This window comes from Comamonas humi (genome assembly GCF_054782535.1).
Genome location: NZ_BAAGSH010000008.1, coordinates 140,774 through 158,191 on the forward strand (window position 1 = coordinate 140,774; position 17,418 = coordinate 158,191).

14 protein-coding genes are annotated in these 17,418 nt (G+C 67.0%); 8 read left to right on the forward strand and 6 right to left on the reverse strand.

The genetic code is table 11. The annotated features are described in order from the left end of the window. The first annotated feature begins 858 nt into the window (after positions 1–858). The gene (locus tag ACYVKR_RS10550; protein WP_460480845.1) at positions 859–2,364 is read left to right on the forward strand and encodes a CYTH and CHAD domain-containing protein; all 1,506 of its coding nucleotides are present in this window, start codon (positions 859–861) and stop codon (positions 2,362–2,364) included. Between the two features lie 45 nt (positions 2,365–2,409). Further along, a complete protein-coding gene (locus ACYVKR_RS10555; RefSeq protein ID WP_460480846.1) occupies positions 2,410–2,802 on the forward strand; it encodes a YkvA family protein in 393 nt (130 codons plus the stop codon). Positions 2,803–2,872: 70 nt separating this feature from the next. Here ACYVKR_RS10555 and ACYVKR_RS10560 read toward each other — a convergent pair whose 3' ends face one another. Both ACYVKR_RS10560 and ACYVKR_RS10565 read right to left on the reverse strand, forming a co-directional pair. Beyond that, complete coding sequence (locus ACYVKR_RS10560) at positions 2,873–3,571, reverse strand: response regulator transcription factor KdpE (RefSeq protein WP_460480847.1); 699 nt, start codon at positions 3,569–3,571, stop codon at positions 2,873–2,875. Next, positions 3,568–6,270, reverse strand: coding sequence for a DUF4118 domain-containing protein (locus ACYVKR_RS10565; RefSeq protein ID WP_460480848.1), 2,703 nt, complete (start codon positions 6,268–6,270; stop codon positions 3,568–3,570). Before ACYVKR_RS10565 ends, ACYVKR_RS10560 begins: the two co-directional genes overlap by 4 nt. Before the next feature lie 384 nt (positions 6,271–6,654). On the opposite strand from ACYVKR_RS10565, the gene kdpF reads away from it, so the two are divergent. The 4 genes from kdpF to kdpC are packed head-to-tail and all read left to right on the forward strand — an operon-like array spanning position 6,655 to position 11,118. After that, the gene (gene kdpF, locus ACYVKR_RS10570) at positions 6,655–6,747 is read left to right on the forward strand and encodes a K(+)-transporting ATPase subunit F (RefSeq protein WP_460480849.1); all 93 of its coding nucleotides are present in this window, start codon (positions 6,655–6,657) and stop codon (positions 6,745–6,747) included. Further along, complete coding sequence (gene kdpA, locus ACYVKR_RS10575) at positions 6,744–8,447, forward strand: potassium-transporting ATPase subunit KdpA (RefSeq protein ID WP_460480851.1); 1,704 nt, start codon at positions 6,744–6,746, stop codon at positions 8,445–8,447. The genes kdpF and kdpA overlap by 4 nt, the downstream gene beginning before the upstream one ends. 11 nt (positions 8,448–8,458) lie before the next feature. Beyond that, on the forward strand, positions 8,459–10,525 hold the full coding sequence (kdpB, locus tag ACYVKR_RS10580; RefSeq protein ID WP_460480852.1) for a potassium-transporting ATPase subunit KdpB: 2,067 nt from the start codon (positions 8,459–8,461) through the stop codon (positions 10,523–10,525). A gap of 14 nt (positions 10,526–10,539) precedes the next feature. Then, positions 10,540–11,118 (forward strand): potassium-transporting ATPase subunit C, encoded by a 579-nt coding sequence (kdpC, locus tag ACYVKR_RS10585; protein ID WP_460480853.1) that lies wholly within the window; start codon positions 10,540–10,542, stop codon positions 11,116–11,118. Positions 11,119–11,324: 206 nt separating this feature from the next. Here kdpC and ACYVKR_RS10590 read toward each other — a convergent pair whose 3' ends face one another. From ACYVKR_RS10590 to ACYVKR_RS10605, 4 genes are all read right to left on the reverse strand, one after another. Then, positions 11,325–13,538 carry a RelA/SpoT family protein gene (locus ACYVKR_RS10590; RefSeq protein WP_460480996.1) on the reverse strand — a complete coding sequence of 738 codons (2,214 nt, stop codon included), beginning with the start codon at positions 13,536–13,538 and terminating at the stop codon, positions 11,325–11,327. A 163-nt stretch (positions 13,539–13,701) separates the two neighbouring features. After that, positions 13,702–13,905 (reverse strand): DNA-directed RNA polymerase subunit omega, encoded by a 204-nt coding sequence (gene rpoZ, locus ACYVKR_RS10595; protein WP_460480854.1) that lies wholly within the window; start codon positions 13,903–13,905, stop codon positions 13,702–13,704. Beyond that, positions 13,905–14,543, reverse strand: a complete 639-nt coding sequence (gene gmk / locus ACYVKR_RS10600; RefSeq protein WP_460480855.1) for a guanylate kinase — start codon at positions 14,541–14,543, stop codon at positions 13,905–13,907. Before gmk ends, rpoZ begins: the two co-directional genes overlap by 1 nt. Before the next feature lie 19 nt (positions 14,544–14,562). Then, the gene (locus ACYVKR_RS10605) at positions 14,563–15,471 is read right to left on the reverse strand and encodes a YicC/YloC family endoribonuclease (protein WP_460480857.1); all 909 of its coding nucleotides are present in this window, start codon (positions 15,469–15,471) and stop codon (positions 14,563–14,565) included. Positions 15,472–15,542: 71 nt separating this feature from the next. On the opposite strand from ACYVKR_RS10605, the gene ACYVKR_RS10610 reads away from it, so the two are divergent. After that, a complete protein-coding gene (locus ACYVKR_RS10610) occupies positions 15,543–16,544 on the forward strand; it encodes a serine/threonine protein kinase (protein WP_460480858.1) in 1,002 nt (333 codons plus the stop codon). Next, positions 16,541–17,362 (forward strand): PP2C family protein-serine/threonine phosphatase, encoded by an 822-nt coding sequence (locus ACYVKR_RS10615; RefSeq protein ID WP_460480859.1) that lies wholly within the window; start codon positions 16,541–16,543, stop codon positions 17,360–17,362. Before ACYVKR_RS10610 ends, ACYVKR_RS10615 begins: the two co-directional genes overlap by 4 nt. Positions 17,363–17,418: the final 56 nt, after the last annotated feature.

Consider the following 17,418-nt stretch of genomic DNA (forward strand, 5'->3'; position numbering starts at 1 on the left):
TCCAGGAACAACTCCAAGGGCGGCTACGGCCGAACGCAGCCGGTCACGACCAGCGGGCTGGTCAGCCATAACCGGCGCAGGCGATCAAGTCAGCCGGAATACGCAGCTATTTCTGGAGCAGATCCCAGAGGAGGTTGCTAGCGTCCGTGTGGAGCTTACGGCGGTTGTTGGGACCTTGGGTACGGACATTGGGATAGGGCAGATGCTGAGAGAACTATCCCTTGTGGCTTCAGCAAGTGCATGGAAACTTGGTTGTGACTAAGCCTGGAGCCCAGGCAGAATAGGGTCAAATTTCCCCGTTTCCATGACTTGGCTCCCTAGGGGAACTTCAATCTCCGAGGTGTTGATGTAGGTTGGGAAGTTTGGCGCGTAACTATCTGATTTCAAAAATGATAGCAAAGCGGGGGAACAAACGGGGGAACAATCGGCAAAATTGAAGTGAAGCAATCTAGGTTTCATAGGGCCTGAAAACATTCATTCAATTCCCGCCAGCCCTCAAGACACCGCCACACACTGAAAACCAAGGTGTGTGGCGGTTTTTTCTTGTCCCGTAGTGTCCTGTGGAGTCCTGAAATTCGCACCGATTTCGCACCGAAATCGCACCGATCACCGGCTTCCCACAATGCGCAATTCAGGCTTCGGCGGCTGGTAATCCTCGCGGATGAACTTACGGTAGGTCCGGAACCGTTCCCCGCCGCAGGGCAGATTCCGCTCCATTCCCTTGTTTTGCTCGATTGGAGATTGCAGAATTGATCTCTACAACCCTGAGGTGCAACGGCGAGGGCCGCTTCAGCGCTCTCTTCTGCGGCGTCCCTCATGGCCCGCGAACGGCGCGCAATGCCTTCTGAAAGGTCACTGATGGAAGTCGAGTTCAAGTTCCATATTCCCGTTGGTCGCCTGGCCGCGCTGCAGGCCGCGGCACAGCACGGCGATGCCACCACCGTGCGGCTGCAGGCGCGCTACTTCGATACACAGGGCGGTGCGCTCGCGTCGCGCGGCATTGCACTGCGCCTGCGCAAGGAGGGCGACAGGTGGGTGCAGACCGTGAAGGCTCGAGGCGACGGCCCGCTGGACCGGGAGGAGCATGACGTGGAGGTGGAAGCCTCCAATCCGTCGGTGCAGCCCGAGCTGCACGCCGGCACTCAAGCCGGCAAGCAACTGCGTGAGGCGCTGGACGGCACCGAAGGCCCGCTGGAGGAAATCTACCGCACCGATATCGACCGCGCCATCCGCAACCTGTCGTTCGATGGCGGAGTGGTCGAGATGGCGCTCGATACCGGCAAGATCGTGGCCCATGGCGGCAGCGAGCGCGAGAAGCAAGCGCCCGTGTGCGAGCTGGAGTTGGAACTCAAGGAGGGCCCGGTGTCCGGTCTGGTCGAACTGGCCAGGCAATGGGCGGCGCAGCACGGGCTGTTGGTGAACACGGTTTCCAAGGCCGAACGCGGAGAGCGCCTGCTCGCGGCCGAGTGGGGCCGGCCCGCGACCAAGGCGCGGGCCATGGTGGCGCCGGGCGGCATCCGCCAGTTTCTCCGCGGGCCGGCGCTGCAGCGCGCCGCCGTGGCGAATTGCCTGGCGCAGATCCTGGGCAACGCCAGTGAAATCGTAGAGGGTTCGGGCAACGAAACCCACGTGCACCAGCTGCGCACGGGCATTCGCCGGCTGCGCACCGTGCTGCGAGAACTGGACGCCCTGGCTCCGGGCGCCTTCGACCCGGCGTGGGAGCCGCCGCTGGTGGAGGCATTTCGCGGCCTGGGAGAGCTGCGCGACCGCGAGCAGGCGGTGCAGACCATTGGCACCGAGCTTAAGGAAGCAGGTGCGCCGCCGACCGATGCGCCGGCGCCGGCCGGCATCGCGTCGCCGCTGGACATCGTCCGTACGCCGGCCTTCCAGGCCACGCTGATCGCCCTCATGGGCTTTACCGTGTGCCTTGCCGACGGCCGGGCACCGGATACGACCGGGGCTTCCCTCGCAGCCCGCGATACGCGCAAATACTTGCATCGGCGCTTGCGCGCGCTGTACAAAAAGGTGCACAAGGATGCGGGCCGATTCAAGGCCCTTTCCATCGACGAGCAGCACCGCGTGCGCAAGCGTCTCAAGCGCCTGCGTTTCCTGGCGGAGTTCGCGGCCCCGGCCATCCAAGGGGAAGCCGGCAAGTTTCTGGGCAGCCTGCAACCCGCGCTCTCCGCGCTGGGGCGCCTCAACGACGAGCGCGTGGCAAGCACCCTCTATCGCGAGATGGCAGACACGGACCCCAGGGCCTGGTTTGGCGTGGGCTGGCTGGCGGCCAGGCGCAAGGCGTCCGTCAAGGCCACCACCAAGGCATTGGCCAGGATGCAGCGCCCGCCGCCAATGCGCCGGGTCTGAGCTCGATCCGCATTCGACTGCTTGCGCTGTGCCACACTTTCCGGCATGAGCATCAGCGCCTCCATGAAGACCTGGGCCCAGCGCATCAAACGCGATGGCGTGACGCTGTGGTTTGCCGGCAAGCATCCCCACACGCCCTGGTACGCCAAGGCGCTAGGACTGTTCGTGGTGGCCTATGCGCTCAGTCCCATTGACCTGATTCCGGATTTCATCCCGGTGCTGGGCTATCTGGATGATGTGATCCTGCTGCCCGTGCTGATCTGGTTGACCGTCAAGCTGCTGCCGCCCGAGGTGCTGGCGCAATGCCGTGTGCAGGCCGATGACTGGATGCGCGAGGAAGGGGCCAAGCCGCGCAGCCGATTCGGCGCAGTGATGATCGTGGCGCTATGGCTGGCGGCGGCTGCTGCGCTGTGGTTTTGGCTCAAGCCGCATCAATAACCTGTTTACCTTGCGTGGGGTTCCACATCGCATTGCCAGCACGGCACTTGCATGGGGCGCGCTTTGCCGGCTAGCGCTGGCCGCGGAAGCGGTAGCCTATGCCGGACTCGGTGGTCAGGTGTACCGGCTTGGACGGGTCGAGCTCGATCTTCTTGCGCAGGTTGGCCATGTGTACGCGCACGTAGTGCAAATCATCTTCATGGCCCGGGCCCCAAACGGCTTTGAGCAACTGCAGGTGGGTGATGACGCGGTCGGGCTCGCGGATCAGGTGAGTGAGCAGCTTGTACTCGATGGGCGTGAGGTGGATGGGCTCGGGGCCGCGCGCCACCGTGCGGGCGATCAGGTTGACGGTGATGTCGCCGAAGGCGATGGTGCTGTCGCCCGCCGGCGTTTGCTGGAAGTGCCGGCGGAACTGCGTGCGCATGCGGGCCAGCAGCTCGCCCGAACCGAAGGGCTTGACGAGGTAGTCGTCGGCGCCGGCATCGAGCGCCTCGATCTTGTCGGATTCGCGCGTGCGTGCCGACAGCACCACAATGGGCACCTGCGACCAGCCGCGCAGCTCCTTGATCAGGTCCACTCCGTCGCCGTCGGGCAGGCCCAGGTCGAGCACGATGGCATCGGGCCGGCGCGTGCCGGCCTCGATGTGCGCGCGCGTGGCGTTGCCGACCTCGAAGACTTCGTAGCCCTCGGACTCCAGCGTCAGGCGGATGAAGCGGCGGATGCCGGCGTCGTCCTCCACCACGAGTATCTTGGCGCGCAGCTCGCTCATGCGTTGGCTCCGGCCAGGTCCACCTGGCTGCCGTCGTCGGACGGCGGCTGGCCGATGGGGATGGCCACGGTGAAGCTCGCGCCGCCGCCTGCGCGGTGGGCGGCGGTGATGCTGCCACCATGGGCCTGTACGATGGCCCGGCAGATGGCCAGGCCCAGCCCCACGCCGGGGGTGGCGCTTTCCTTGTGGCCGCGCTCGAATTTTTCGAAGATGGTTTTCTCCTTGCCCGGCGGCAGGCCCGGCCCCTGGTCGTCCACCGTCAGCAGCACCGCCTGGCTGTGGGTGCGCGCGGTGATGGCGATGGGCGTGCCGGCCGGTGTGTACTTGGCTGCATTTTCCAGCAGGTTGACCAGCACGCGCTCAAACAGCACGCTGTCGAGGTGCAGCAGCGGCAGGTCGGGCGCGAGATCGACCGCCACCGGGTGCGCGGCCAGCGGCTCGGCGCAGGCCGACAATGCGCTGCCGATGACCTCCTCCAGCGGCTGCCACTGGCGGTTGAGCTGCACCGCGCCGGCCTCGAGCCGGGCCATGTCCAGCAGGTTGGTGACCAGCGCGCTCATGCGCAGCGCCGACTGGCGGATGGACTGGGCGATCTGCCTTTGCGCCTCATCGGGTGCGGATGGGGGCAGCTCCAGCGCATCGGCCATGCCCACCAGCGAGGCCAGCGGCGTGCGCAGGTCGTGCGAGATGGCCGACAGCAGCGAGTTGCGCAGCCGCTCGGACTCGATCTGCACCAGGCTCGATTGCGCGACCTGGATGTAGTGGATGCGCTCCAGCGAGATCGCCAGCAGCGAGGCGCAGGTCTCCAGCAGCTGGCGCTGCTCGGGGCTGAGCGTCAGCCGCTCGCCGGGCTCGATGACGAGCACGCCGCGCGTGCGCATGATGGCCTTGAGCGGCATCACCAGGCAACGGCTCGCGGGCAGCGTGTCGGTGCCCATACCCGCGGGCAGGCTCTTGTCGAAGGACCACTGGGCGATGCCCGCATCGACGGTCGCGGTGCCGCCGGGGATGGTGCGCAGCTGGCCGGCGTCGTCGGCCAGCATCAGCGTGGACGGCATGCGGAACTCGGCGCTGACGAAGCGCTGGCCCAGCTCGGCCACCTGTCCGGGCAGCAGCGCCGAGGCCAGGTCGCGCGACATGCCGTAGAGCCCGCGCACCCGGTGCTCGCGCTGCGTGGCGGCCTCGGCCTGCACCTTGAGGCCGGCCGTGAGCTGGCCCACGGCCAGCGCCACCAGCAGCATGACGGCGAAGGTCACCAGGTACTGCACGTCGCTGACGGCGAACGAGAAGCGCGGCGGCACGAAGAAATAGTCGAACAGCCCGACGCCCAGGAAGGCCGCCAGCACCGCCGGCCCGCGGCCGAACTTCAGGCCTACGCCCACCACAGTGAGCAGGAAGAGCATGACGATGTTCGACAGCTCCAGCACGGCCACCAGCGGCGTGGCCAGCAGCGCGGTGGCCATGCAGGCGGCGGCCGCGGCGGCATAGCCGGGCCAGGCGATCGCGGGACGGCGCGCAGGCTGCGGCACCCGTGCCGCCGGCCTGGTGGTAGCGGGCAAGGCCACCTGCAGGATGTCGAGGTCGCCCGCGAGCTGCATCAGCCGCTCGGCCAGCGCCTGGCGCCAGGGCAGACGCCGCGCCGGGTGGCCCATCACCAGGCGCGACAGGTTGTGCTCGCGCGCATAGCGCTCCAGCGCCGCGGCGGCATCTGGGGCCGCCAGCGTGGCCGCGGTGGCGCCCAGGCGCTCGGCCAGCTGCAGCACCTGGTAGGTGGCCTGGCGGGCGGCTTCGGAGCGTCGCGCCAGCGCCGGCGTCTCCACATGCACGGCATGCCATTGCAGGCCGAGCTGGCTGGCCAGGCGCGCGCAGCTGCGGGCCACCTTCTCCATGCCCGGGCCGGGGCCTATGCAGGCGAGCAAGGCCTCGCGGTTGGGCCACACGGGCTGCACCGACGCGCGCCGGCGGTAGGCCAGCACCTCGCTGTCGACGCGGTCGGCCGTGCGCCGCAGCGCCAGCTCGCGCAGCGCCAGCAGGTTGCCTTTGCGGAAGAAGCTCTTGGCGGCGCGCCGGGCCTGCTCGGGCAGGTAGACCTTGCCGGCCAGCAGGCGCTCTAGCAGTTCGTCCGGCGGCAGGTCGACGACGACCACCTCGTGCGCCTCGTCGAACAACCGGTCGGGCACGGTCTCCCAGACCTGGATGCCGGTGATGCCGCTGACGATGTCGTTGAGGCTCTCGAGGTGCTGGACGTTCATCGTGGTCCAGACGTCGATGCCGGCGGCCAGCAGCTCCTCCACGTCTTGCCAGCGCTTGGGGTGGCGCGAGCCCGGCACGTTGCTGTGGGCCAGCTCGTCCACGAGGACCAGGGCGTTGTCGTGTTCGGCGCCGTAGGCCAGCGCGGCGTCGATGTCGAATTCGGGCAGCTCCTTGCCGCGGTAGGGCAGGGGCTTGCGCGGCAGCCGGGGCAGGCCGGCGGCGGCGGCCTCGGTATCGTGGCGGCCATGCGTTTCCAGCAGCCCGATCTGCACCGGGATGCCCTGGGCCGCGGCCGTCTGTGCGGCCGACAGCATGGCGTAGGTCTTGCCGACGCCGGCGCAGGCACCGAAGAAGATCTTCAGCGCGCCGCGGCGCGCGCGCGCATCGTCGGCCTGCACCTGGTGCAGCAGCTGGTCGGGGTCCGGGCGGGAGGGGGCTTCGGGCATGGCGCAAGTATCCGGCGCCGGGCATCAAGAAGTTATCAAGATTGCCGGCGCCATGCGGCTTTCTTGATGCTTTCTTGATGCCGCCGGGCCAAAGCTTGTCCCCATCTTGATGCCCGTCTTTCTACGATGGGCTGGTGCATGCAGGTGAAGGAAGCTATCAAAAAGCATAGCCGCTGGCGCTTGTTACATGAGCTATTCAAATAGAAAGATATTGGAATTGACCATGTAACAAGCGCAAGAAGCTATCTTTTTTGAATGTTAATCACCCGCCGCATGCACCTACAAGGAGAGAAACATGGATGTCGTTTACCTCGCCATGGGCCTGGCCTTCTGGCTGCTGCTGGTGGCCATGGCCCGGGGATGCGCGGGACTGGAGGGCAAGCAATGAGCTGGCTGTATGTGTTGTGCGCCCTGGTGGCGGTAGGCCTGCTGGTGTACCTGGTCGCGGCGCTGCTGAACCCGGAGAAATTCTCATGACGAACCAAGGCTGGATATTGCTGGCCGTGTTCTGCGCGGCCCTGGTGCTGCTGGCCTGGCCGCTGGGCCGGTACATCCACGCGGTGATGGACGGGCGGCTGCGGCTTGCTGCGAAGGTGGAGGCGCCGCTCTACCGGGCCTGCGGCGTCCGCGCCGAGGCCGAGATGGGCTGGCTGCAGTACGCGCTGGCCCTGCTGCTGTTCAACGCGCTGGGCGCGCTGGCCGTGTATGCGCTGCAGCGGCTGCAGGCCGGGCTGCCGCTGAACCCGCAGGGCATGGCGGGCGTCAGCCCCGACTCGGCCTTCAACACCGCCATCAGCTTTGCCACCAATACCAACTGGCAGGGCTATGGCGGCGAGTCGACCATGGGCTACCTGGTGCAGATGCTGGGCCTGTCGGTGCAGAACTTCCTGTCGGCCGCGACCGGCATCGCGGTGCTCGTCGCGCTGGTGCGCGGCTTTGCGCGCCACAGCGCGCAGGGCCTGGGCAACGCCTGGGTCGACCTGACGCGGGCAACGCTATGGATCCTGCTGCCGCTGGCGCTGCTGCTGTCGCTGCTGCTGGTGCAGCAGGGCGTGGTGCAGAACTTCGATGCCTACCAGCAGTTGCAGACGCTGGAGGGCCCGACGCAGACCCTGGCCATGGGCCCGGTGGCGTCGCAGGAGGCGATCAAGCTGCTGGGCACCAATGGCGGCGGCTTCTTCAACGCCAACTCGGCCCATCCCTTCGAGAACCCGACGGCGCTCACCAACCTGGCGCAGATGCTGGCCATCTTCCTGATCCCGGCCGCGCTGTGCTTTGCCTTCGGGCGCATGGTGGGCGATGCGCGCCAGGGCGTCAGCGTGCTGGCCGCGATGTTCGTGCTGTTCATCGCCGGCGCGGTGGCGGTGATGGCCTTCGAGCAGCAGGGCAACCCGCAGTGGACGGCGCTGGGCGTCGATCAACTGGTCCATGCTGGGCAGGCCGGCGGCAACATGGAGGGCAAGGAGCTGCGCTTCGGCATCACCGGCTCGGCGTTGTTCGCGGCGGTGACCACGGCCGCCTCCTGCGGCGCGGTCAACGCCATGCACGACTCGTTCACGCCGCTGGGCGGCATGGTGCCGCTGGTCAACATGCAGTTGGGCGAGGTGGTGTTCGGCGGTGTGGGCACGGGCCTGTACGGCATGCTGGTGTTCGCCGTGCTGGCGGTGTTCATCGCCGGCCTGATGATAGGCCGCACGCCCGAGTACCTGGGCAAGAAGATCGAGGCCTACGACATGAAGATGGCTTCGATCGCCATCCTCGTCACGCCGCTGCTGGTGCTGGCCGGGACGGCCGTGGCGGTGACCAGCGAGGCCGGGCGCGCCGGCATCGCCAACCCGGGCGTGCACGGCTTCTCCGAGATCCTCTACGCGCTGACCAGCGCGGCCAACAACAACGGCAGCGCCTTCGCCGGGCTGTCGGCCAACACGCCGTTCTACAACGTGCTGCTGGCCGTGGCCATGTGGTTCGGGCGCTTCGGCGTGATCGTGCCGGTGCTGGCCCTGGCCGGCTCGCTGGCGGGCAAGCGCCGCATCGCGGCCACCGAGGGCACCATGCCCACGCATGGCCCGCTGTTCGTCTTTCTGCTCATCGGCACCGTGCTGCTGGTGGGCCTGCTGAACTATGTTCCGGCCTTGGCGCTCGGCCCCGTGGTCGAGCAGCTGATGCTGTGGAAGTGAGGGGAATCACCATGGCTCGTACTGCTTTCCGCCTGCTGGACCCGGCCCTGATCCGGCCTGCGCTGGTGGATGCCTTCAAGAAGCTGGACCCGCGCGTGCAATGGCGCAATCCGGTCATGTTCGTGGTCTATGTGGGCAGCTGGCTCACCACCGTGCTGTGGGCCCAGGCCTGGGCCGGCAACGGCGAGGCGGCGCCCGGCTTCATCCTGGCGATTGCGCTGTGGCTGTGGTTCACGGTGCTGTTCGCCAACTTTGCCGAGGCCCTGGCCGAGGGGCGCAGCAAGGCGCAGGCCGCCTCGCTGCGCGGCCTCAAGAAAGAGACCTGGGCCAAGAAGCTCGAGGCGCCGCGGCACGATGCCGTCTGGTATCCCATCGAGTCGGGCGAGCTCGGCAAGGGCGACGTGGTGCTGGTGCAGGCCGGCGACGTGGTGCCGGCCGACGGCGTGGTCATCGAGGGCGTGGCCTCGGTCGACGAGAGCGCCATCACCGGCGAATCGGCGCCGGTGGTGCGCGAATCGGGCGGCGATTTCTCGGCCGTGACCGGCGGCACGCGCGTGCTGTCGGACTGGATCGTGGTGCAGGTTTCGGTCAACCCTGGCGAGACCTTCGTGGACCGCATGATCGCCATGGTCGAGGGCGCCAAGCGCCAGAAGACGCCGAACGAGATCGCGCTCACCATCCTGCTGGTGGCGCTGACCATCGTCTTCCTGGCCGTGACGGTGACGCTGCTGCCGTATTCGGTGTTCGCCGTGGAGGCGGCAGGCGGCGGCCGCCCGGTGGGCGTGACCGTGCTGGTGGCGCTGCTGGTGTGCCTGATCCCGACCACCATCGCGGGCCTGCTGTCGGCCATCGGCGTGGCGGGCATGAGCCGCATGATGCAGGCCAACGTGATCGCCACCTCGGGCCGCGCGGTCGAGGCCGCGGGCGACGTCGACGTGCTGCTGATGGACAAGACCGGCACCATCACGCTGGGCAACCGCCAGGCCGCGGAATTCTTGCCAGCGCCCGGCGTGCCCAAGCGCGAGCTGGCTGACGTGGCGCAGCTGGCCTCGCTGGCCGACGAGACGCCCGAGGGCCGCAGCATCGTGGTGCTGGCCAAGCAGCAGTTCGAGCTGCGCGCGCGTGACCTGCAGGCGCTGGACGCGGCCTTCGTGCATTTCTCGGCCCAGACGCGCATGAGCGGCGTGGACCTGCCGGGCCGGCAGATCCGCAAGGGCTCGGCCGATGCCATCCGCAAGCAGGTGCTGGCCCTGGGCGGGCGCATGCCGGCGCAGATCGACGCGCTGGTCGACGAGGTGGCCCGCCGCGGCAGCACGCCGCTGGTGGTGGCCGACAACGCCCGCGTGCTCGGCGTGATCGAGCTCAAGGACATCGTCAAGGGCGGCATCAAGGAACGCTTTGCCGAGCTGCGCCGCATGGGCATCAAGACGGTGATGATCACCGGCGACAACCGCCTCACGGCCGCCGCGATCGCGGCCGAGGCGGGCGTGGACGACTTCCTCGCCGAAGCCACGCCCGAGCAGAAACTGGCGCTGATCCGCCAGTACCAGGCCGAAGGCCGCCTGGTGGCGATGACCGGCGACGGCACCAACGACGCGCCCGCGCTGGCCCAGGCTGACGTGGCGGTGGCCATGAACTCGGGCACCCAGGCCGCCAAGGAGGCCAGCAACATGGTCGACCTGGACAGCAACCCCACCAAGCTGATCGAGGTGGTCGAGACCGGTAAGCAGATGCTGATGACGCGCGGCGCGCTGACCACCTTCAGCATCGCCAACGACGTGGCCAAGTACTTCGCCATCATCCCGGCGGCCTTCGTCACCAGCTTTCCGCAGCTGTCGGCGCTGAACGTCATGCACCTGGCCAGCCCGGACTCGGCCATCCTGTCGGCCGTGGTCTTCAACGCGCTGGTCATCGTCTTCCTGATCCCGCTGGCGCTCAAGGGCGTGGCCTACCGCGCGCTGGGCGCCGCCACGCTGCTGCGCCGCAACCTGCTGGTCTACGGCCTGGGCGGCGTGCTGGTGCCCTTTGCGGGCATCAAGCTGATCGACCTGGTCCTCAGCGCCACCGGACTCATCTGATCGAAGGAATCACCATGAAAACGCTTATCCGCCCCGCCATCAGCCTGCTGCTGGTGCTCACCGTGGTTACCGGCGGCCTGTACCCCGCCGTGGTCACCGGCCTGGCCCAGGGCCTGTTCCCGCACCAGGCCCATGGCAGCCTGGTCGTGGACGACGGCCGGGCCGTTGGCTCCGAGCTGATCGGGCAGAACTTCGGTGCGCCGAAGTATTTCTGGCCGCGCCCGTCGGCCACCAGCCCCGAGCCCTACAACGCCGCCAACTCCGGCGGATCGAACCTGGGGCCGCTCAACCCGGCGCTGCAGGAGGCCGTGCGGGCGCGCATCGAGGCGCTGAAGGCCGTCGATCCCGGCAATGCGCAGCCGGTGCCGGTGGATCTGGTCACCGCGTCGGCCAGCGGCCTCGATCCACACATCAGCGTGGCGGCGGCCCGCTACCAGGCGGCGCGCGTGGCCCGCGTGCGCCAGCTGCCGGCGTCGACGGTGGATGCATTGGTCGCCCAGCACACCGAGGCGCCATTGCTGGGCTTTCTGGGCGAGGAGCGGGTGAACGTGCTGGCGCTCAACCGGGCGCTGGACCGCATGGCACCCCGGTGAAGCAGCCGGAATGCAGACGGCATGCCGCTTGCCGGTTCAATATTGTTCGCAATGGCGCGCGCCAGCGCACAGTAGAGTACGCGCAACGGTTTGCGCCGGGCCGAGGACTGCACCCTCCCTCTCTATCCATTTCCTTGGCGGCTGAAAGGCACCGGCTTTTTCTCTGGCACCCGGCGCGCGGGGGTGTGCCGGATTCGCCAGGGGGATCAGTGCTGGGGGATGATGCGGAAGGTCCGCAGCACGAAGGGGAGCCTGGAGAGGTTGCGCAGTATGGTTTCCACGTGCTGCCGGTTCTTCACCGCCAGCACGAACTGCAGGTCCGTGGTGTTCAGCGCCACCTCGTCCTCCATCGTGATGTGCGTGATGTCCGAGCCCATGGCCGCGATCTCGGCGGCGATCTGGGCCAGCACGCCCTTGCTGTTGGCCACGGTGACGACAATGCCGGTTTCGTACTCCTGGGCCTGGTCGTCGGCCCATTCCACCGGCACGAAGCGCTCCGCGTCGCGGGCCCGCAGCTTGTTGCCCACGCCGCAGGCGGCGTTGTGCACGATCAACCCGGCGGAGCGGTCGAGGTAGCCGACGATGGCATCGCCCGGCACGGGGCGGCAGCACTTGGCGTACTGCACCGAGCTGGACTGGCTGCCATCCAGCACGACGTTGTTGCGCAGCGGGTTGCCGGCCTGGGCATAGCGCTCCTGGCTCAGCAGCACGGCATCGGGCTTGTGGCCCTGTTCCGCCAGCAGCTCGACGATCTGCCTGGCCACCAGGATCGCGATGCGCTTGCCCTGTCCGATCTCGCTGAACAGCTCGGCCTGGCTGTGCACCTCGGCTTGCGAGAACACGGCATCCCAGACCGACTGGTCTTCGGCGGAGTCTCCCGGCAGCGCGGAAATGCCTTCGGCCCGCAAGGCCTGCGCCAGCAGCTTCTCGCCCAGCGCGGCGGATTCGCTCTGGCCGCGCGCCTTGAGGAAATAGCGGATCTTGGAGCGCGCCCGCCCGGTGCGCACGAAGGTCAGCCACGAAGGGTGGGGCGTGGCATCGGGCGAGGTGACGACCTCGACGATGTCGCCGCTCTTGAGCTCGGTGCGCAGCGGCACCTGCTCGCCATTGATGCGCACGGTGGAGGTGTGCTCGCCGATGTTGCTGTGGATGGCGTAGGCGAAATCCAGCACCGTCGAGCCGCGCGGCAGCGTCACCATCTGGTTCTTGGGCGTGAAGACGTAGACCGATTCGGGGAACAGGTCCACGCGCACGTGGTCCCAGAACTCGTGGGCGTCGCGGGTCTCGTCCTGGATGTCCAGCAGCGACTGGATCCATTTGGTGCTGAGCTGGTCGGTGCTGGAGGCATTCCTCGCCTGGAACAGCCAGTGCGTCAGCACGCCATACTCGGCCACCAGGTGCATGTCCTCGGTGCGGATCTGGAAGTCCACGTTAACCCCCGACGGGCCGACGACGGTGGTGTGCAGCGACTGGTAGCCGTTCGCCTTGGGCGTGGCCACGTAGTCGCGGAACTTGTTGGGCACTGGCCGGAACAACTGGTGCAGCAGCCCGAGCGCCGTGTAGCAGTCGAGGCGTGCGGGCACGATCAGGCGAAAGCCGTAGGAGTCGGTTACCTGGGCGAAGGAGATATGGCGCGCATCCATCTTCTTGTGGATGGCGTAGATCGTCTTTTCGCGCCCGGCCACCTTGGCCCGGAAGCCGGCCTTGGCCAGTACGGCGTCCAGCTCGGAGTGGATCTTCTGCACCACGTCCTTGCGGCGTGCCTTGGAGCGGTGGGCGGCCTTGTGCAGCGTTTCGTAGCGCCAGGGGTGCAGGTGGCGCAGCGCCAGGTCCTGCAGTTCGCGGAAGACGCTGTTGATGCCCAGCCGGCCGGCGATGGGCACGTAGATGTCCAAGGTTTCGCTGGAGATGCGGCCCCACTTGCTGCGCGGCATGTCCGACATGGTGCGCATATTGTGCGTGCGGTCCGCCAGCTTGATGAGGATCACGCGGATGTCGTGCGCCATCGCCAGCAGCATCTTGCGGAATGACTCGGCCTGGTTTTCCTCGCGCGAGTTGAACTGCAGCTTGTCGAGCTTGGTGAGGCCGTCGACCAGCTCCGCGACCTTGTCGCCGAACTTCGCCACCAGGTCGTCGCGGGTGACGCCGCAGTCCTCCATGGCGTCGTGCATCAGCGCGGCCATGAGTGCGGGTGCGTCCAGCTTCCAGCCGGCGCAGATCTCCGCTACTGCGATGGGGTGGGTGATGTAGGGGTCTCCGCTGCTGCGCCACTGGCCGGTATGGGCCTCGGCGGCGAAGTCGAACGCGGCCTCGACGTCGGCCAGCTCGGCATCGCCCAGGTAGTCCAGCTTTTCCTGGAAGGACGCATAGGCCCGCGCCACGACCGGATAGGACATGGCGGGCCGTGCCGCCTCGGCCATCTCGGGGCGGGAGGCTGGAATCTCTGTGCTGATGGGGGCCGACGTATTCACGCCTTTAATGTAGCGTGCGGGTCCGGTTTTGTGTATCTCCCATGAAAAATGGCACCGCATTGCGGTGCCATTTGGCAATGGGCTGCTGCCGGCATGCAGCCGGCAGCAAATATCAGCCGGGTACTTTTTTCAGCATTTCCAGGCCGACCTTGCCGGCGGCGATCTCGCGCAGCGCGGTGACCGCAGGCTTGTTGCGGCTTTCGATCTTGGGCGTGTGGCCCTGGCTCAGCATGCGGGCGCGGTAGGTCGCGGCCAGCACCAGCTGGAAACGGTTCGGAACTTTTTCCAGGCAATCTTCAACGGTAATACGAGCCATCAAGCTTTCTCCAGGTAATCGGGGATGTTGAGCGATGCGAAGGTGTCGGCGCGGGCGCGGTGCTGCGTCGAATACTTGAGCCGTTGTGCGTGTACAACAGCCTTGAGGTCGAAAAGCGCTCGCTCAAAGAGTTCGTTGATTATAACGAAGTCGAATTTGTGCACCTGCGCCATTTCCTCGGCGGCATTCGCCAGGCGCATCTCGATGACCTCGGCCGCATCCTCGCCGCGGTTCTCCAGGCGCGAGCGCAGCTCTTCCCAGCTCGGCGGCAGGATGAAGATCAGCACGGCGTTGACGAAGCTTTCCTTGATCTGCAGCGCGCCCTGGTAGTCGATCTCGAGCACGATGTCGGCGCCCTTGGCGAGGCGTTCCTCGATGGCCTTCTTGGCCGTGCCATATAGGTTGCCGTGCACATTGGCCCACTCCACAAAGGCGTGGTTGGCGATCATCTTCTCGAAATCCTCGCGGGACGCGAAGAAATACTCGCGGCCGTGCTTTTCCTGCCCGCGGGGTGCGCGGGTGGTGTGGGAGATCGAGCGGTAGACCTGCGAGTCCAACTCCAGCAGGGCCTTGACCAGCGATGATTTGCCGGCCCCGCTGGGGGCCGACACGACGAACAGGTTTCCGGGGTAATCCATAAACGGTGGCGGGAAGAAATTATTCGATGTTCTGGACCTGCTCGCGCATCTGCTCGATCAGCACTTTCATGTCGACGCTGACGCGGGTGAGTTCCAGCGCGGCGGACTTGGAGCCCAGGGTATTGGCTTCGCGGTGCAGCTCCTGGATCAGGAAGTCCAGGCGCTTGCCGATCTCGCCGCCCTTTTTCAGCAGGCGCTCGATCTCGTCGAGGTGGGAGCGCAGGCGCGTCAGCTCTTCCGCGACGTCGATGCGGATGGCGAAGGCCGTGGCTTCGGTCAGCGCACGGTCTTGGGCGGACTCAGGCGGCACATTGCCTTCGGCCAGCGACATGGCCTCCTTCCAGCGCTCCAGGAAGCGGGCCTTCTGCTGGCTCACCAGCTGCGGGATCAGCGGCTCGGCTTGCTGGGCCAACTCGCGCAACTGACCAAGCCGGTCGCGCAGCATCTCGGCCAGGCGGCGACCTTCGCGCTCGCGGGCGCTGAGCAGGTTGGCGATGGCCTGCTTGCAGAGCTCGGCGATGGACTCGGTGTAGTCCTCGGGCGCGCTCTGGCTGGTGCCGCTCAGGCGCAGGATCTCGGCGGTGCTGAAGGGGGTGGCATCGGGCAGCCAGGCGCGCACGGCGTCCTGGAAGCTGCACAGCTGGCGCAGCGTGTTCGGCGAGGCGACCGGAACGCTGGTCTGTTGGTCGCTGTAGACCATCGCCCGCACTTCCACCTTGCCGCGCTTCAGACTATTATCGAGCAGCGTGCGCAATACCGGCTCGCTGCCGCGGAGTTCTTCCGGCAGCTTGAATGTCAAATCCAAGAAACGGCTGTTGACGGAGCGGATCTCCAGTCCAAGGCGACGCGTTGAGGGAGGGGATTCTGCGGCCGCGGCTGCAATGCTTTGCTGGGCCGTGGCATAACCTGTCATGCTGTAAACTGGCATGGGACTTCTGGGGTTGCTTGCGATCGCGCACATTATCGGGCCTCCCGCATACCTGCGTTATTCATCACACTATGTCTAGAGTCAAGCCAGCCCCCCTTCCGACGAATACGGTGATCGGCGACTACCGTGTCGTGCGCCGGATTTCGGCGGGCGGTTTCGGCGTCGTGTACCTGGCGCTGGGCAAGGACGGCCAGCAGGTCGCCATCAAGGAATACCTGCCCGCCAGCCTCACCGCCCGCGCCCCTGGCGCGCTGGTGCCCGAGGTGGAGCCGGAAAAGCTCTCGCTGTACCGCCTGGGCCTCAAGAGCTTCTTCGAGGAAGGGCGTGCGCTGGCGCAGATCACCCACCCGTCGGTGGTGAGCGTGCACAACTTCTTCCGCGAGAACGAGACCGTCTACATGGTGATGAACCACCTGGAGGGAGCCACCCTGCAGGATTTCGTCGTGACGGCGCGCGAGCTCAAGGAGGCCAAGGTCTTCCGCGAGTCCACGATCCGCTCGCTGTTCGACGAGGTGCTGCGCGGCCTGCGCATCGTGCACCAGCACAAGATGCTGCACCTCGATATCAAGCCCGCCAACATCTTCGTCACCAACGACGACCGAGCCGTGCTGATCGACTTCGGCGCGGCGCGCGAGGTGCTCAGCAAGGAAGGCAACTTCGTGCGGCCCATGTACACGCCCGGGTTTGCGGCGCCCGAGATGTACCGGCGTGACGTGGCGCTGGGCCCGTGGACGGACATCTATGCCATCGGTGCCTGCATTTATGCCTGCATGCTGGGCATTCCGCCCAACGATGCCCCCAAGCGCGGCGAGAAGGACCGCCTGGAGCTGGCGCTGTCCAAGGTGCGCGGCGTCTATTCGGACAACCTGATCGAGTTGGTGCAGTGGTGCATGGCGCTCAATCCCCAGTCGCGCCCGCAGTCGGTGTTTTTGCTGCAGAAGGAGCTGGCCCGCGAGGACGAGCGCAGCTACACCAAGCTGTCCGTGGCCGAGAAGCTGCGCATGTCGCTGGATTCGCTGGTCGGCGACAGCAGGAAGACCATGCAACGAGCCGGCGGAGGCCAGCCTAAATGAAGTTTTCGATATTCCAGCTCAGCCGCAAGGGCGGGCGGGAAAAGAATGAAGACAGGATGGGGTACAGCTACACCAAGGAATCCTGTCTCTTTGTGGTGGCCGACGGCATGGGCGGGCACCCGGACGGCGAGGTGGCTGCGCAGCTAGCGCTGCAGTGCGTGTCGGCGGACTTCCAGCGCCTGGCCCGGCCCAAGCTCGACAACGTGGCGGATTTCCTCGAGACGGCGCTGCTCAACGCCCACCACCACATCCTCAAGCACGCGATCAGCCACCACATGGCCGACCCGCCGCGCACCACGCTGGTGGCCGCGGTGGTGCAGGACGGCATGGCGTGGTGGGTGCACTGCGGCGATTCGCGCCTGTACATCATCCGCGACTGCAAGGTGCTGACGCGCACGCGCGACCATTCCTACCTGGAGTTGCACGGCGGCAGCGTTTCGGCGCTGCCCGAGCGGGTCAACCGCAATGTGCTGTTCACCTGCCTGGGGGCGCCGAGCCGGCCGTTCTTCGACGTGGTGGGCCCCGTGGACCTGCAGCGGCACGACCGCGTCATGCTGTGCTCGGACGGCCTGTGGGGCAGCGTGCCCGAGGCCATGATTGCCCGCGAGCTGGGCCAGAAGCCCGTGTCCCGCGCCGTGCCGGATCTGGTGGATACGGCGCTGCGCCGGGCAGGCGCCGGCAGCGACAACGTGACCATCGTGGCCATGGAGTGGGACATGCAGGGCGCCGAGCAGCCGCTGGCGCCCGCCGCCGCCGACGAGGCCGCGCTGCAGGCCGCTGCGCCGCTGGACAGCGCTGGCGGCGAACGGGGCGGCTAGGCGCTTTTTCAATCTTCCATGCCGGGTGGGCTGCGCGCCGATGCGCTGTCCGTGCG

Bases quoted from the DNA above. Each gene is read 5' to 3' on its own strand.
- ACYVKR_RS10610 (WP_460480858.1), top strand. From the start codon at position 15,543: ATGTCTAGAGTCAAGCCAGCCCCCCTTCCGACGAATACGGTGATCGGC.
- ACYVKR_RS10555 (WP_460480846.1), top strand. From the start codon at position 2,410: ATGAGCATCAGCGCCTCCATGAAGACCTGGGCCCAGCGCATCAAACGC.
- kdpC (WP_460480853.1), top strand. From the start codon at position 10,540: ATGAAAACGCTTATCCGCCCCGCCATCAGCCTGCTGCTGGTGCTCACC.
- ACYVKR_RS10605 (WP_460480857.1), bottom strand. From the start codon at position 15,471: ATGCCAGTTTACAGCATGACAGGTTATGCCACGGCCCAGCAAAGCATT.
- ACYVKR_RS10590 (WP_460480996.1), bottom strand. From the start codon at position 13,538: ATGGCCGAGGCGGCACGGCCCGCCATGTCCTATCCGGTCGTGGCGCGG.
- gmk (WP_460480855.1), bottom strand. From the start codon at position 14,543: ATGGATTACCCCGGAAACCTGTTCGTCGTGTCGGCCCCCAGCGGGGCC.
- kdpA (WP_460480851.1), top strand. From the start codon at position 6,744: ATGACGAACCAAGGCTGGATATTGCTGGCCGTGTTCTGCGCGGCCCTG.
- kdpB (WP_460480852.1), top strand. From the start codon at position 8,459: ATGGCTCGTACTGCTTTCCGCCTGCTGGACCCGGCCCTGATCCGGCCT.
- ACYVKR_RS10560 (WP_460480847.1), bottom strand. From the start codon at position 3,571: ATGAGCGAGCTGCGCGCCAAGATACTCGTGGTGGAGGACGACGCCGGC.
- ACYVKR_RS10615 (WP_460480859.1), top strand. From the start codon at position 16,541: ATGAAGTTTTCGATATTCCAGCTCAGCCGCAAGGGCGGGCGGGAAAAG.
- ACYVKR_RS10565 (WP_460480848.1), bottom strand. From the start codon at position 6,270: ATGCCCGAAGCCCCCTCCCGCCCGGACCCCGACCAGCTGCTGCACCAG.
- ACYVKR_RS10550 (WP_460480845.1), top strand. From the start codon at position 859: ATGGAAGTCGAGTTCAAGTTCCATATTCCCGTTGGTCGCCTGGCCGCG.
- kdpF (WP_460480849.1), top strand. From the start codon at position 6,655: ATGAGCTGGCTGTATGTGTTGTGCGCCCTGGTGGCGGTAGGCCTGCTG.
- rpoZ (WP_460480854.1), bottom strand. From the start codon at position 13,905: ATGGCTCGTATTACCGTTGAAGATTGCCTGGAAAAAGTTCCGAACCGT.